The following is a 13643-nucleotide window of genomic DNA, read 5'->3' on the forward strand; positions in this document are numbered from 1 at the left end:
GATGGCGATGACCCCCATGGCCCGCGCGGCCGCCAGCGGCAGCTCGACGCTGGTGACGGCCCGGGCGGCCTCCGACGAGGCCAGGACCAGATACCCCATCGTGCTGGTCCACGGCCTTCTGGGCTTCGACAACCTGCTGGGCGTCGACTACTTCTACGGCATTCCCGACAAGCTGGCCGGCGCCGGCGCGCGGGTCTACGTGGCGCAGGTCTCGGGTACCAACACCTCGGAGATCCGCGGCGAGCAGCTGCTGCAGGAGCTCAAGACCATCCGCGCGCTGGAAAAGAACCCGACGCTCAAGTTCAACCTGATCGGCCATTCCCAAGGCGCGCCCACGGTGCGCTATGTGGCGGCGGTGGCGCCCGACATGGTGGCGTCGGTCACCTCGGTGGGCGGCGCGAACGGCGGCTCCAAGGTGGCCGACCTGCTCGCCAGGCTGCCCGAGGGCGGCATCGCGCAAGGCGTGGTCGTCAAGGCCGTGGGGCTGCTGACCAGCGTGATCGGCTTCCTCTCGGGCAAGGACCCGAGCCAGCTGCCGGAAGTCCCGCTGAACGCGCTGGCCTCGCTGACCACGGCCGGTGGCGCGGCCTTCGACGCAAAGTTCCCGCAGGGACGGCCCGCGCAGGGCTCGTCGTGCAGCGTGAAGAGCGGCGCGGCGGTGGTGAACGGCGTGCGCTACTACTCGTGGTCGGGCGTGTCGACCGGCTTCAGCCTGTTCGACCCGAGCGACGCGCCGCTGTCGGCGCTGGGCACCCTCGCCTTCTTCGGCGAAGACAACGACGGCCTGCTCGCGACCTGCACCACGCGGCTCGGCACCCACCTGGGCGACTACCGCCAGAACCACCTCGACGAGGTCAACCAGGTGCTGGGCAACACCTACGGCAGCCAGTTTCCGTACTACGAGAAGAAGGTGCCGGAGATCTTCAAGGACCAGGCCGCGCGGCTGAAGAGCGCGGGCCTCTGAGGCGCCGGCCGTGGGAATGCGGTGGGTGCCCTGGGCGGCGGGCGGCGCGGTGCTGATCGCGGTCGGCGGCGGCTGGTTCGCGAGCCTTCCCGACGAAGACGGCCCCTTCGCCGCAGAACGCGGGCCTGCCGCGGCGACCACCGCCACGGCAGGCCCCGAGCCACGACCCGCGCACACCGCAACGGCAGCCGCCGTGCCCGACGCCCTGCTGAACAGCTCGCTCATCTCCATCTTCGACCAGGTGCTGTCCGAGGCGCGGGCCGACAACAAGGCCGCCTTCATGGCCAAGGCCCCCGCCCTGCTGGCCAAGTACCTGCGCGAGGACTGGCGCGTGCGCGCGCTCGGACTGCTCGAACGCTATGTCGACATGCAGGAGGCCCTGACCTCCATGCCGCCGCCCGCGCCCGGCGACCCCGCGCAACTGCGCCGGGCCCTGCAGGCGCGCGAGGCGATGCGCCGGCGCTACTTCGCGCCCGAGGAAATCGAAGGCCTGTTCGGCGACCAGATCCGCCAGGACAACTTCATGGCCGACAAGCTGGAATTGCTCGCCAACACCGCCCTGACGCCCGAGCAGCGCACCGCTGCCTTGAAGCAAAGCGAGCAGGCATGGCTGTCGCCGGAACAGCGCGAAGCGCGCCGGGAAGCCGTCGCCCATGCCGACGTGATGCAGCAGACCGCCGCGCTCGAGGCGCGAGGCGCGAGCCCGCAGGAGCGCTTTGCCGCGCGCAGCGAAGCCTACGGCTACGAAGTGGCCCGCAACCTCGCGGCGCTCGACCAGGAAAACCAGGACTGGAATGCGCGCCTCGACCGCTACGCGGCGGCGTCCGAAGCCGAACAGGCCCGGTTGCGCGAAACGCTCTTCAACGAAACCGAGCGCCTGCGCCTGAGCGGCGCGCTGGCGATGCGCTCGGCCGCGGCGCGCAAACCCGTCGCGCCGCCGGGCGGGCAGTAGGCACCTGGCGCCTCAGGCCGGCTGCGCCTCGCCCATCGCCGAGGCCGGCAGGCCGAAGATGCGGTCGAAGGCCCAGTTGAAGACGAAGGTGTAGACCAGGAAGAACACCACCAGCCCCAGGTCCATCACCAGCGCCTGCCAGAGCGACACGCCCAGGCCCCAGGCGAACATCGGCACCAGGAACGCGACCAGCCCGCCCTCGAAGCCGATGGCATGGGCGATGCGGCGGCGCACGCTGCGCCCGCGCACCGCCTGGCGCGACTCCCAGCGCTCGAACAAGGCGTTGAAAGCCAGGTTCCAGAGCACCGCGATCACCGATGCAGCCACCGCCAGCGCGCCGGAATGGCCCAGGCCGGCGTCGGTCATCAATGCCAGGCCGGCGCTGGCGGCGACGATGGCGATCCCTTCGTAAAGGGAGATGTAGACAACACGACGGCGAAGCCCCTGCATGATTTTTCCTCTTGCGTTCTGGATGAATGAAATGCGATAGGTGGACTTTATGTGTCTCTTGCTGATATAAAAAGTTAACTTATTTCAGTTTTACTGATAGATCGACCCGAAAGCGCAAGCCAATGGCCTTCACCAGCGAGAACGTCGAAGTCTTCCTGGCCGTGATCGACCACGGCTCCTTTTCGGCGGCGGCCCGTGCGCTGCGCCGGGTGCCTTCGGCCGTGAGCATGGCCATCGCCAACCTCGAAGCCGAGCTCGATCTGCCGCTGTTCGACCGCAAGGGCCGCGAGCCCCAGCCCACCGCCGCCGCGCGCTCGCTGGAGCCGCAGGCGCGCATGCTGGCGACCCAGCTCAAGCAGTTGCAGGTGCAGGCCCTCGCGCTGACCCAGGGCCTGGAAGACCGGCTCACGCTGGCCATCGCACCCGAGCTGCTGGCCGCGCCGTGGAGCGGCCCGCTGGCCACGCTGGCGCAGGAATACCCGCTGCTGCAGGTCGAGGTGCTGGCCGCTCCGCAGGCCGATGCGCTCGAACTGCTGCACAGCGGCCGCGCGCAACTGGCGCTGGTGTTCGAGCGCCCCAGCCTCGACGGCCGGGAAGGCTTCCAGGAAGTCGGCAGCGACCTCATGGTGGCGGTGATGGCGCCCGACCACCCGGTGCTGCTCGCCGCCCCCGGCGGCAAGCTGCGCGAGGACCACCTGACGAACACACGGCAGATCGTCGTCGCCGGGCGCGACCTTGCCACCAGCGACCCACGCTTCGTGTTCGCCCGCCATGTCTGGCGCACCGACAACGCGCTGGCCGCGCTGAGCCTGATCACCGCCGGGCTGGGCTGGGGCTGGCTGCAGCGCAACTTCGCGCGGCCTCACGTGGCGGCAGGCGCGCTGGTGGAAATTCCGTTCGAAAACCTCAGCAACGGGCTCGACCTGTGGGTCGACGTGGTGTGGTCACGCGAGCGCCCGCTCGGCCTGGGGGCGCAGCGCTTCGTGTCGCTGATCGGGCGGGATCGCCGGCCCCCCGGCGAATGCGGGCCCAAGACCGGCGGCGAAGGATGACGGCCGGTCAGGGCCGGTGTCCACCGCCCCCGTGGTGTCCGCCACCGCCGTGGTGCCAACCGCCGCCACCGCCTGGATGCGGCATGCCGGGAGGCGGCCCGGGCCGGAACCCCGGATGCGGCCGCGGCGGCCGGAAGCCGGGGTCGACCGGAGGCCGGATGCCGGGCGGGGGCGGTGGACGCACGCCCGGCCCCGGCGGCCGGAAGCCCGGTCCCGGCCAGGGACGCGGCTGCCATCCCGGCCGGCTCGGCGGCGGTGGCTGCCAGCCGGCCACCGGCGGCGGCGGCCTGCCGCCCCACCAGCGCCGGTCGCCGTACCACGGCCGGTCGCGGTAATAGTTGCCCCAGTAGCTGCCGATCGCGAAGCCGACGATCGGCACGCCGATCACCGCGCCGTAGGTGGCCAGCGGCACGCGCTGCTCCTGGTAGGCGTAGTCGAGGTTGCGCGCCCAGACCCAGCCGCGCCCGCCGTCTGGCAGCAGCACGTCGCACCAGCCGTAGCCGCTGGTGCAGCCCACCACATCGAGCGGCTGACCGGGCGCCAGGCGCGCCACCAGCGGATAGTCGCCCGACGGGCCAGCCCGCAGGTTCACGGCGCCGCGCGTGAAGGCCTGCTGCGCCGCCGCCGAAAGCGGCAGCAGCAGGGCGACCGCGGCGATGCCGCCCCAGCGTCGTGGGAATGAGTTCATGGCAAGGCTCCTTGGGCCCAGCCTATGCCGGGACCCCCAGCCCGTCAATCAGCGCGGGGCCGATTCAGCGAACACCGAGGAACCGGCTCAGCCGGGCCTCAGGTGTTGCCCCCGGCACGGCGAAGGCGCAGCGACACGAAGTGCGCGAAGCCTGGGGGCGAGCCTCTTTATGCTGCTTCGCGGTAGAAGCCCGCGCTGTGGGCGCCCAGCGCACGCCCCGGCATCGGTGCCACGGCCTGGCCGATGGCGGCGATGTGGTCCGGCGTGGTGCCGCAGCAGCCGCCCACGATGTTCACCAGCCCCTCGGCCGCGAACTCGTGCAGCAGGCGCGATGTGACGTCCGGCGTCTCGTCGAAACCCGTGTCGCTCATCGGGTTGGGCAGGCCGGCGTTCGGGTAGCAGCTGATGAAGGTGTCGCCGGCCACGCGCGCCAGCTCCTGGATGTACGGGCGCATCAGCGCAGCGCCCAGCGCGCAGTTCAGGCCGATGGCCAGCGGCTGCGCATGGCGCACGCTGTGCCAGAAGGCGGTGACAGTCTGGCCGCTCAGGATGCGGCCCGAGGCGTCGGTCACCGTGCCGCTGATGATCAGCGGCAGGCGGTTGCCGCTGTTGTCGAAATACTCGTCCACCGCGAACAGCGCGGCCTTGGCGTTGAGCGTGTCGAAGATGGTCTCGACCAGGATCACGTCGGCGCCGCCCTCGACCAGCGCTTCGGTCTGCTCGTAGTAGGCCGCGCGCAGCTCCTCGAAATTGACGTTGCGCGCGCCCGGGTCGTTCACGTCGGGGCTGATGCTCGCCGTCTTGGGCGTCGGGCCGAGGGCGCCGGCCACGAAGCGCGGCTTGTCCGGCGTACTGAACTTGTCGCAGGCCGCGCGCGCCAGCCGGGCGGATTCCAGGTTCATCTCGCGCGCCAGGTGGGCCATCTTGTAGTCCTCCTGCGCGATGGTGGTCGCGCCGAAGGTGTTGGTCTCGATCAGGTCGGCGCCGGCCGCGAGGTAACCCTCGTGGATGTCACGGATCACGTCGGGCCGCGTGAGCGACAGCAGTTCGTTGTTGCCCTTGACGTCGCGATCGAAGTCCTTGAAGCGCTCGCCGCGGTACTGCTCCTCGGTGAGCTTGAAGCGCTGGATCATCGTGCCCATGGCACCGTCGAGGATGGCGATGCGCTTGGCGAGGATGCCGGGCAGGGCCTGGCCGTGGGTGTAGATGACGGGCTTCATAGCCTCCGATTGTAGAAAGCGGGCCCGCCCCTGGCGGGCGTCAGCCCTTTCGGCGGCTCTCCACGAAATCCAGCACCGCCTCGATCATGCGCCGCACATGCGGCTGCACGCCTGCCGCCACCTCGGGCAGGTAGTCGAACGGCAGCTTCTCCTGCATGTAGCTCGACTGCGTCATCTCCAGCTGCACCGCGTGCACGTTCTGCGCCGGGTTGCCGTAGTTGCGCGTGATGTAGCCGCCGGTGAAGCGGCCGTTGAGCACGCCCGTGTAGCCGGTGGCGCTTTCGGCGATGCCCAGCAGCGTCTGCGCCAGCGCCGGATCGCAGCTGACGCCCTTGCCGGTGCCCAGGTTCAGGTCGGGCAGCTTGCCTTCGAAGAAACGCGGCAGCACCGAGCGGATCGAGTGGGCGTCCCACAGCGCGGCCACGCCGTGCTGCGCGCGGATGCGGGCGAGTTCTTCGGCCAGCTTGGCGTGATAGGGCTGCCAGATGGCGTCGCGGCGCTCGGCGGTTTCCTCGTCGCCCGGCAGGTCGCGGGGGTCGGCATACACCGGCGTGTCGTCGAAGGTGTCGACCGGGCACAAGCCGGTGACGCTCTGGCCGGGATACAGGCTCGCGCCGTCCGGCGGACGGTTCAGGTCGATCACGTAGCGCGAGTGCGTGGCCACGAGCACCGAGGCGCCGAGTTCATCGGCAAAGTCGTAGAGCCGTTCGAGGTGCCAGTCGGTGTCGGGCACGTGGCGCGCTTCTTCCGTGAAGCGCTCGGCAAGCGCCGGCGGCACGTGCGTGCCGACGTGGGGCATCGAAATGAGCAGCGCTCGCGTGCCCTGGCGAAAACGGAATGGCGGTTCGGCGGTGGTGAAGGCCATGGTGGGGTCAATCCTTGAGTAGTTGGGTGCGCGCGGCCACGAAGGCGGCCGCGGCTTCGTCGTGCAGCGCGTGGCGGCCGGCCGACACGCGCGGGCGGCCCGCCACCCAGACGCTGTCGATGGCCGAGGTGCGGTGGCTCGCGAAGACGTGGGCCGAGAGCATATCGGGCGCCGGCAGTCCCTGCAGCGCGAGGTGCGACGCGTCGAGCACGGCGAAGTCGGCCTGCTGCCCCGCCGCAAGTCCGCCGACCGCGCGGCCCGCGGCCTGCGCGCCGCCCTCCACTGCCTCGATCGTGAGCGCGGTCGCGACATGCGGCTGCGCCGCGCTGGCGCCGACGTTGCGCTGGCGCCTGGCCAGGCGCTGGCTGTATTCGAGCATCAGCAGCTCTTCGGCCGCGTTCACGCTGGCGTGGCTGTCCGAGCCCACGCCCCATGCGCCGCCGTGGCTGCGCCACTTGGCGAAGTCGAAGATGCCGTCGCCCAAGTTGGCTTCGGTCGTCGGGCACAGGCCCGCGACCGCGCCGCTGCGGGCTGCGTATTCGTACTCCGCGTCGTTCATGTGCGTGGCGTGCACCAGGCACCAGCGCGCATCGACCGGCGCGTGGTCGAGCAGCCACTCGACCGGGCGCAGGCCGCTCCAGGCCACGCAGTCGTCCACTTCCTTCGTCTGCTCGGCGATGTGGATGTGGATGGGCGCGGTGCGGTCGATGGCTTCGAGCCCCGCGATCGCATCGCGCAGGCCTTCGGGCGGCACGGCGCGCAGCGAGTGCGGCGCGAGGCCGAGGCGCGCGCCCTGCGCGTCGCAAGCCGGCTTGAGCGCTTCGAGCAGGCGCAGCATCGAATCGGTCGAGCGGATGAAGCGGCGCTGCCCCTCGGTGGGCGGCAGGTCGCCGAAGCCGCCGGTCTGGTAGAGCACGGGCAGCAGCGTGAAGCCGATGCCGGCCTTCTTCGCCGCGCGCAGCAGGGCCAGGCTCAGCGTGGCGTCGCCGGCATACGGGCGGCCGTCCACGTCGTGGTGCACGTACTGGAACTCGCACACGCTGGTGTAGCCCGCTTCGAGCATCTCGGCGTAGAGCCAGGTGGCGATGGCTTCCATGTGCTGCGGGCCGAGGCGCGCGGCAAAGCGGTACATCAGCGTGCGCCAGCTCCAGAAGCTGTCCTGCTGCTCGGCGCGGTGCTCGGTGAGGCCGGCAAAGGCGCGCTGGAAGGCGTGCGAATGCAGGTTGGGCATGCCGGGGATCAGGGGGCCGGTGGCGGCTTGCGTGTCCGCCGGATGTTGCGCACCGGACTGAACCTGCGTGAGCTGGCCCGCATCGTTCCACGCCAGCAGGACGTTCCTGGCCCAGCCTTCGGGCAGCAGCGCGTCGGCCGCGAAAAGAGTGTGTGTCATGCGTTGGCTCCGATGGCGATGCGGCCCTGGCGCACCACGGTGCGCACGGGCCGCTGGCCGAACCAGTAGGCCAGTTCGGCCGCTTCGCGCACGTTCCACAGCACGAAGTTGGCAGGCATGCCGGGCGCGATGGCGCCGTGCGTGTCTTGCAGGCCGAGCGCGCGTGCCGCGTGCACGGTGACGCCGTCCAGCGCCTCGGGCACCGTCAGGCGGAACAGCGTGCAGGCCATGTTCACCATCAGCAGCAGGCTCAGCGCCGGCGAGGTGCCGGGGTTGTGATCTGTAGAAACCGCCATCGGCACGCCCGCGGCGCGCAGCGCGTCGATGGGCGGCAGGTGCGTGTCGCGCAGCGTGTAGTAGGCGCCGGGCAGCAGCACGGCCACGGTGCCTGATTGGCGCATCGCCTCGATGCCCTGGGCCGACAGGTGCTCGATGTGGTCGCACGAGAGCGCGCCGTAGCGCGCGGCCAGCGCGGCGCCGCCCATGTCCGACAGCTGCTCCGCATGCAGCTTGACCGGCAGGCCCAGCGCCTTGGCGGCCTTGAAGACCTGCTCGGTCTCCCCGAGCGTGAAGGCGATGCGCTCGCAGAACACGTCGACCGCGTCGACCAGCCCTTCGGCCGCCAGCGCGGGCAGCATTCCGTTGCAGACGAGGTCGATGTAGTCGCCGCTGCGGCCCGCGTATTCAGGAGGCAGCGCGTGCGCGCCGAGGAATGTGGTGCGCACCGTCACGCCATAGGCCTCGCCCAGGCGCCGCGCCACGCGCAGTTGCTTGCGCTCGTGTTCCAGCGAGAGGCCGTAGCCCGACTTGATCTCGATGGCGCACACGCCGTCTGCCAGCAGTTGTTCGAGCCGCTTCGCGGCCTGCGCGAACAGCGTGTCTTCGTCGGCCTCGCGCGTGGCGCGCACCGAAGACACGATGCCGCCGCCGGCCTTCGCCACTTCTTCGTAGCTCGCGCCGGCGAGGCGCATCGCGAATTCGTTGGCACGCTGGCCGCCGTAGACCAGGTGCGTGTGGCAATCGACCAGCCCCGGCGTGACCAGCGCGCCGCCGCCGTCTTGCTGCTTGAGCCCGGCGAATTCCGCCGGCAGTGCGCTGCGTGCGCCAACCCAGCGGACCGCGCCCTGCGCCACGACGATGGCGCCCTCCACCGCGGCATCGGTGGCGAGGCGAAGACCGGTCCAGAGGCCGTCGGCGGAAGGAAATTCGTTGGCGGGTTTCATCGTCTTTCTTCTCGTTGGCTTTGCGGGTCAGGCAGGCAGGATGCGCACCGCGAGCAGCCGTGCGTCGGCGGCCTCCGGCAGCGCCTGCCAGGCCTGCGTGGCGTCGGCCCACTGCAGGCCCTCGCCTTCGCGGCACGCTTCATCATTCAGGCGCCATGCCCCGCGCAGCGCGAGCAGCACGCCGTGCGGCGCGGCGTCGATGGCCGATGCGCTGTCGAGAACCCGCACCTCGGCGCGCCACTGTCCGCGTCGCGTCATCACGTTGAAGTCGTTGGACGCACCGCCGAGCAGCGTGCAGTCGATGGCCTCGTCGCCGCTGAAGGCGAAGGGCCGGTGCGGCACGTCGAGGCGATGGTCGATGCGCCCGTCGTGCGTGAAGAGGCGCACGCCGTCACCTTCCAGCAGCGTGATGCTGCGGTCGACGCCTGCGAATACCGAGAACGGCCCCGCCGCCGCGATGCTCGCGATGCTCACGCGCCAGCCGAAGCTGTCGAGCCCCGCGCCCTGCGGCCAGCTCATGATTTGCTGCGTGGTGCCGCCGCCGTTTTTCCAGGGCGTGACGGGAAGCGAGGTGCGCGAGAAGCGCTGCGGGCCGCTCATTGCCGAGCCTCTTGCTCCTTCCCCCTCTGGGGGAAGGCGGGGATGGGGGCGGCGCCCGATGAGCGTTGCGACTGGGTCGAGGCCGTCGTGCCCCCACCCCTGCCCTCCCCCAGCGGGGGAGGGAGAAATGCGCATACGGAAGCCACGCTCATCGCATCAACCCGCCCTGGCGCAGCTTCTGCTCGAAGTGCCTCAGGATCAGCGTCATGGTGCCCGTGAGCACGAAGTACACGACCGCGATCGCCAGGTACACCTCCAGCGAACGGTAAGACACGCTGATGATCTTCTGCCCCTCGTGCATCACGTCGTGGATGGTCAGCAGCGACACCAGCGCCGAGTTCTTGATGAGCGCGATGAACTCGTTGCCCAGCGGCGGGATCATGCGCACCACCGCCTGCGGCAGCACGATCTGGCGCATGGCCACCCCGGGCGTCATGCCCAGCGACTGCGCCGCCAGCGTCTGGCCCTTGTCGATCGACTGGATCGCGCCGCGCACGATCTCCGACACGTATGCGCCCGAATACACGCCGAGCCCCAGCACGCCGCACACGAAGGCCGGCAGCAGGATGCCGAAATGCGGCAGGCCGAAGAACAGGATGAACAGCTGCACCAGCAGCGGCGTGCCGCGGATGGCCGCCACGTAAGCGGTGCACGCGCCGTAGATCCAGCGCCGCTTCGGGTTCAGCCGGCCGATGCCGACCAGCAGGCCCAGCACGCAACCCAGGGCCAGCGCGCAGGCGGTGATCTCCACCGTGACCAGCGCGCCGCGCAGCAGGTCGGGCCAGCCCTGCCAGACCGGCGAGAAATCGAGATCCATGGCCTGCTTACTTGGCGTTGGCGCTGAACCACTTCTTCACGATCTGGTCGTAGGTGCCGTCCGCTTTCAGCTTCTCGATGGCGCCGTTCACCGCCTTGGTCAGCTCGGGCGTGTCCTTGCGGATCGCCATGCCGTACTCCTCGGTCGTGATCTGCTCGGGCAGCACCTTCAGGCCGCCGCGCGTGCGCACGTACTGGTAGGCGGCGGGCTTGCCGGTCACGGCGGCGTCGGCGCGGCCGATGTCGACGAGGTTGAACATCTCCTGGTTCTTCTCGACCTCCATCAGCTGCACCTGCGGGAATTTCTCCTTGGTGTAGCTCACCGACTTGGTGCCCACCTGCACGCTGACCTTCTTGCCGTTGATGTCGGCCGGCGTCTTGATGGCGGTGTTGCCGTCCTTCACCATCACCACCAGGCCGCCCGCGTAGTAGGGCACGGTGAAGTCGACGACCTTCTTGCGCTCGTCGGTGATGTAGATGCCCGAGACGGCCATGTCGAAGCGCTTGGAAATGAGGCCCGGCACGAGGCCCTTGAAGTCGATGTCGATCCACTCGATCTTGCGGCCCAGCGTCTTGCCGATGGCCTCGACCAGTTCCACGTCGAAGCCGGTGCGCTTGCCGTTCTCCACGAATTCCATCGGCGGGAAGGTGGCGTCGGTGGCCACGCGCAGCGGCTCGCCTTGCGCCTGGGCGGCGCCGGCGAAGCCGAAGAGAGCGAGGCCGGAGAGCGCGGCGGCGGCAACGGAAATGAGGGAGCGGCGGGTGTTCATGGTGAAAGGCTTCCGAGGGAATGAAAAAGAAAAAGCAGCGCGCGACTACTGCAGGGCGCGAGAGATGCGGGCCGCCGTGACGACGGTCATATGGAGCAATGCAGCTTCCATGCCCTCGACCCGCGTGAGCGGCGCCATGAGCGTGATCGCGCCGCGCAGCCGGCGGCCCGAGGCCAGCACCGGCGCGCTCGCGCCCCACACGCCGGCATCGACCTCGCCGTGGGTCACGGCATGGCCGGCTTCGCGGATGGCATCGAGTTCGGCGGCGCGCTCGGCGCGGCGTTCGGGGCTTTCGCCGAGCCCGTCGAGCAGGGCGTCGCGCTGGTCCGGCGGCATGTGGGCCAGCAGGCACTTGGCGCTGGCGCCGTCGCGCGCGGGCACGCTGCGGCCGCGGTCGAAGGAGCAGCGCAGCGACTGCTCGCTGTCGATCATCTCCAGGCACACCACGCGGTCGTTCACCGCCGTGACCAGCGCCACGCTTTCATGCGTCTGCCGGGCCAGCTCGCGCATGTCGGTGCGCGCCGCCATCACGAGGTCGGAGTTGCCGTCGAAGCCGGTGGCGAGCTGCACGCTCACCGGGCCCGGCGAGTAGCGGCCTTCCGACTCCATCACGAAGCCCCAGCGGCGCAACGTGGCGATCTGCCGGTACAGCGTGCTCTGCGACAGGCCGGTGGCCTGCACCAGCTCGGCCGCCGTCATCGCCGACTTGCTCTGCGCCAGCACCGACAGCACGAACAGGGCGCGGTCGTTGTGGGCGGGAGCGTCGGTCGGAGACGTCATCGGAGGCAGTCGCTGGCGGTCGAAAGTGGATGAAGCGGCGTGCAGTATCTTGCTCGCCGTTCTCACTTCCAAGCCTTGATTCCCATTCGATGGGAATGAGCGCGTTTTTTCTTTCTACCTTCGTCTTACCGTCACTTCACCATCGGCAGCTTCAGGCCCTGCTTCTTCGCGGTGGCCACGGCGATGTCGTAGCCGGCGTCGGCATGGCGCATGACGCCGGTGGCCGGGTCGTTCCACAGCACGCGCTCGATGCGCTTGGCCGCGGCGTCGGTGCCGTCGCACACGATCACCACGCCCGAGTGCTGCGAGTAGCCCATGCCCACGCCGCCGCCGTGGTGCAGGCTGACCCAGGTGGCGCCGCCTGCCGTGTTGAGCAGCGCGTTGAGCAGCGGCCAGTCGGACACGGCATCGGTGCCGTCCTTCATGGCCTCGGTCTCGCGGTTGGGGCTGGCGACCGAGCCGGTGTCCAGGTGGTCGCGGCCGATGACGATGGGCGCCTTCAGCTCGCCGTTCTTCACCATCTCGTTGAAGGCCAGGCCCGCGATGTGGCGCTCGCCCAGGCCGAGCCAGCAGATGCGCGCCGGCAGGCCCTGGAAGCTGATGCGCTCGCGCGCCATGTCGAGCCAGCGATGGGTGTGCTTGTTCTCGGGGAACAGCTCCTTGATCTTGGCGTCGGTCTTGTAGATGTCTTCCGGGTCGCCCGAAAGCGCCACCCAGCGGAACGGGCCCTTGCCTTCGCAGAACAGCGGGCGGATGTAGGCGGGCACGAAGCCGGGGAAGTCGAAGGCGTTCTTCACGCCTTCGTCGAAGGCCACCTGGCGGATGTTGTTGCCGTAGTCGACCGTGGGAATGCCCATGGCCTGGAAGTCGAGCATGGCCTGCACGTGCACGGCGCACGACCTGGCGGCGGCCTTCTTGAGCGCGTCGTGCTGCGAGGCGTCCTTCATGGCGGCCTGCCATTGCGGCACGCTCCAGCCCGAAGGCAGGTAGCCGTTGATCAGGTCGTGCGCGGAGGTCTGGTCGGTCACGAGGTCGGGCTTCAGTCCACCGGCCTTCGCGCGCTTGACCAGCTCGGGGAGGATGTCCGCCGCGTTGCCCAGCAGCGCGATCGACACGGCTTCCTTCGCGTCGCAGTGCTGCTTGATCAGCTCGAAGGCATGGTCGATGTCGCGCGCCTGCTTGTCGACGTAGCGCGTGCGCAGGCGGAAGTCGATGCTCGACTGCTGGCACTCGATGTTCAGCGACACCGCACCGGCCAGCGTGGCCGCCAGAGGCTGCGCGCCGCCCATGCCGCCCAGGCCGGCCGTGAGGATCCACTTGCCCGCGAGGCTGTTGTCGTAGTGCTGGCGGCCGGCTTCGACGAAGGTCTCGAAGGTGCCCTGCACGATGCCCTGGCTGCCGATGTAGATCCAGCTGCCGGCCGTCATCTGGCCGTACATGAAGAGGCCCTGGCGGTCGAGCTCGTTGAAGTGTTCCCAGTTGGCCCACTTCGGCACCAGGTTCGAATTGGCGAGCAGCACGCGCGGTGCGTTCTCGTGCGTCTTGAACACGCCTACGGGCTTGCCAGACTGGATGAGCAGCGTCTCGTCGTCGTTCAGTTCCTTCAGCGACGCGAGGATCTGGTCGTAGCAGGCCCAGTTGCGCGCGGCACGGCCGATGCCGCCGTACACCACCAGGTCTTGCGGGCGCTCGGCCACCTCGGCGTCGAGGTTGTTCTGCAGCATGCGGAACGGGGCTTCGGTGAGCCAGCTCTTGCAGTTGAGCTCGCTGCCGCGCGGGGCGCGGATCACGCGCGTCGGGTCATGGCGCGGGTCGGTTGCGTCGGGGTTGTTCAGGGCGAATTTCTCGGGAGCGTTCATGGCGTGGTTCTCCT

Annotated in this window: 14 protein-coding genes; 3 read left to right on the top strand and 11 right to left on the bottom strand. The window is 69.7% G+C overall.

Annotated features, from left to right (window positions below; translation table 11 throughout):
• The first annotated feature begins 7 nt into the window (after nucleotides 1-7).
• On the top strand, nucleotides 8-964 hold the full coding sequence (locus C4F17_RS17975; RefSeq protein ID WP_275892588.1) for an esterase/lipase family protein: 957 nt from the start codon (nucleotides 8-10) through the stop codon (nucleotides 962-964).
• Nucleotides 965-980: 16 nt separating this feature from the next.
• A complete protein-coding gene (locus C4F17_RS17980) occupies nucleotides 981-1916 on the top strand; it encodes a lipase secretion chaperone (protein WP_106936153.1) in 936 nt (311 codons plus the stop codon).
• A gap of 12 nt (nucleotides 1917-1928) precedes the next feature.
• Here the strand turns inward: C4F17_RS17980 and C4F17_RS17985 are convergent, their stop codons facing one another.
• Nucleotides 1929-2366, bottom strand: coding sequence for a PACE efflux transporter (locus C4F17_RS17985; RefSeq protein ID WP_081268086.1), 438 nt, complete (start codon nucleotides 2364-2366; stop codon nucleotides 1929-1931).
• A 122-nt stretch (nucleotides 2367-2488) separates the two neighbouring features.
• Here C4F17_RS17985 and C4F17_RS17990 point away from each other — a divergent pair, with 122 nt between their 5' ends.
• Complete coding sequence (locus tag C4F17_RS17990) at nucleotides 2489-3418, top strand: LysR family transcriptional regulator (protein WP_106936154.1); 930 nt, start codon at nucleotides 2489-2491, stop codon at nucleotides 3416-3418.
• Between the two features lie 7 nt (nucleotides 3419-3425).
• Here the strand turns inward: C4F17_RS17990 and C4F17_RS17995 are convergent, their stop codons facing one another.
• The 10 genes from C4F17_RS17995 to hutU all read right to left on the bottom strand — a co-directional run bounded on the left by C4F17_RS17995 (nucleotide 3426) and on the right by hutU (nucleotide 13629).
• Entirely contained in the window at nucleotides 3426-4106 is a 681-nt protein-coding gene (locus C4F17_RS17995; protein WP_106936155.1) for an SH3 domain-containing protein, read from the bottom strand.
• A 167-nt stretch (nucleotides 4107-4273) separates the two neighbouring features.
• On the bottom strand, nucleotides 4274-5326 hold the full coding sequence (locus C4F17_RS18000; RefSeq protein ID WP_081271405.1) for a homocysteine S-methyltransferase family protein: 1053 nt from the start codon (nucleotides 5324-5326) through the stop codon (nucleotides 4274-4276).
• A gap of 40 nt (nucleotides 5327-5366) precedes the next feature.
• Entirely contained in the window at nucleotides 5367-6191 is an 825-nt protein-coding gene (gene hutG, locus C4F17_RS18005) for an N-formylglutamate deformylase (RefSeq protein ID WP_106936156.1), read from the bottom strand.
• Between the two features lie 7 nt (nucleotides 6192-6198).
• Nucleotides 6199-7581: a formimidoylglutamate deiminase gene (locus C4F17_RS18010; RefSeq protein ID WP_106936157.1), complete on the bottom strand. Its 1383-nt coding sequence runs from the start codon at nucleotides 7579-7581 to the stop codon at nucleotides 6199-6201.
• Nucleotides 7578-8804, bottom strand: a complete 1227-nt coding sequence (gene hutI, locus C4F17_RS18015; protein ID WP_106936158.1) for an imidazolonepropionase — start codon at nucleotides 8802-8804, stop codon at nucleotides 7578-7580. The genes C4F17_RS18010 and hutI overlap by 4 nt, the downstream gene beginning before the upstream one ends.
• Before the next feature lie 27 nt (nucleotides 8805-8831).
• On the bottom strand, nucleotides 8832-9404 hold the full coding sequence (locus C4F17_RS18020; protein WP_106936159.1) for a HutD/Ves family protein: 573 nt from the start codon (nucleotides 9402-9404) through the stop codon (nucleotides 8832-8834).
• Nucleotides 9405-9552: 148 nt separating this feature from the next.
• Nucleotides 9553-10221: an amino acid ABC transporter permease gene (locus tag C4F17_RS18025; RefSeq protein WP_081271409.1), complete on the bottom strand. Its 669-nt coding sequence runs from the start codon at nucleotides 10219-10221 to the stop codon at nucleotides 9553-9555.
• A 7-nt stretch (nucleotides 10222-10228) separates the two neighbouring features.
• Complete coding sequence (locus C4F17_RS18030; protein ID WP_106936160.1) at nucleotides 10229-10990, bottom strand: transporter substrate-binding domain-containing protein; 762 nt, start codon at nucleotides 10988-10990, stop codon at nucleotides 10229-10231.
• Nucleotides 10991-11035: 45 nt separating this feature from the next.
• Complete coding sequence (locus tag C4F17_RS18035; protein WP_106936161.1) at nucleotides 11036-11770, bottom strand: IclR family transcriptional regulator; 735 nt, start codon at nucleotides 11768-11770, stop codon at nucleotides 11036-11038.
• A gap of 131 nt (nucleotides 11771-11901) precedes the next feature.
• On the bottom strand, nucleotides 11902-13629 hold the full coding sequence (gene hutU / locus C4F17_RS18040) for a urocanate hydratase (protein WP_106936162.1): 1728 nt from the start codon (nucleotides 13627-13629) through the stop codon (nucleotides 11902-11904).
• Between the last annotated feature and the right edge of the window lie 14 nt (nucleotides 13630-13643).

Source organism: Variovorax sp. PMC12 (assembly GCF_003019815.1).
GTDB lineage: Bacteria > Pseudomonadota > Gammaproteobacteria > Burkholderiales > Burkholderiaceae_C > Variovorax.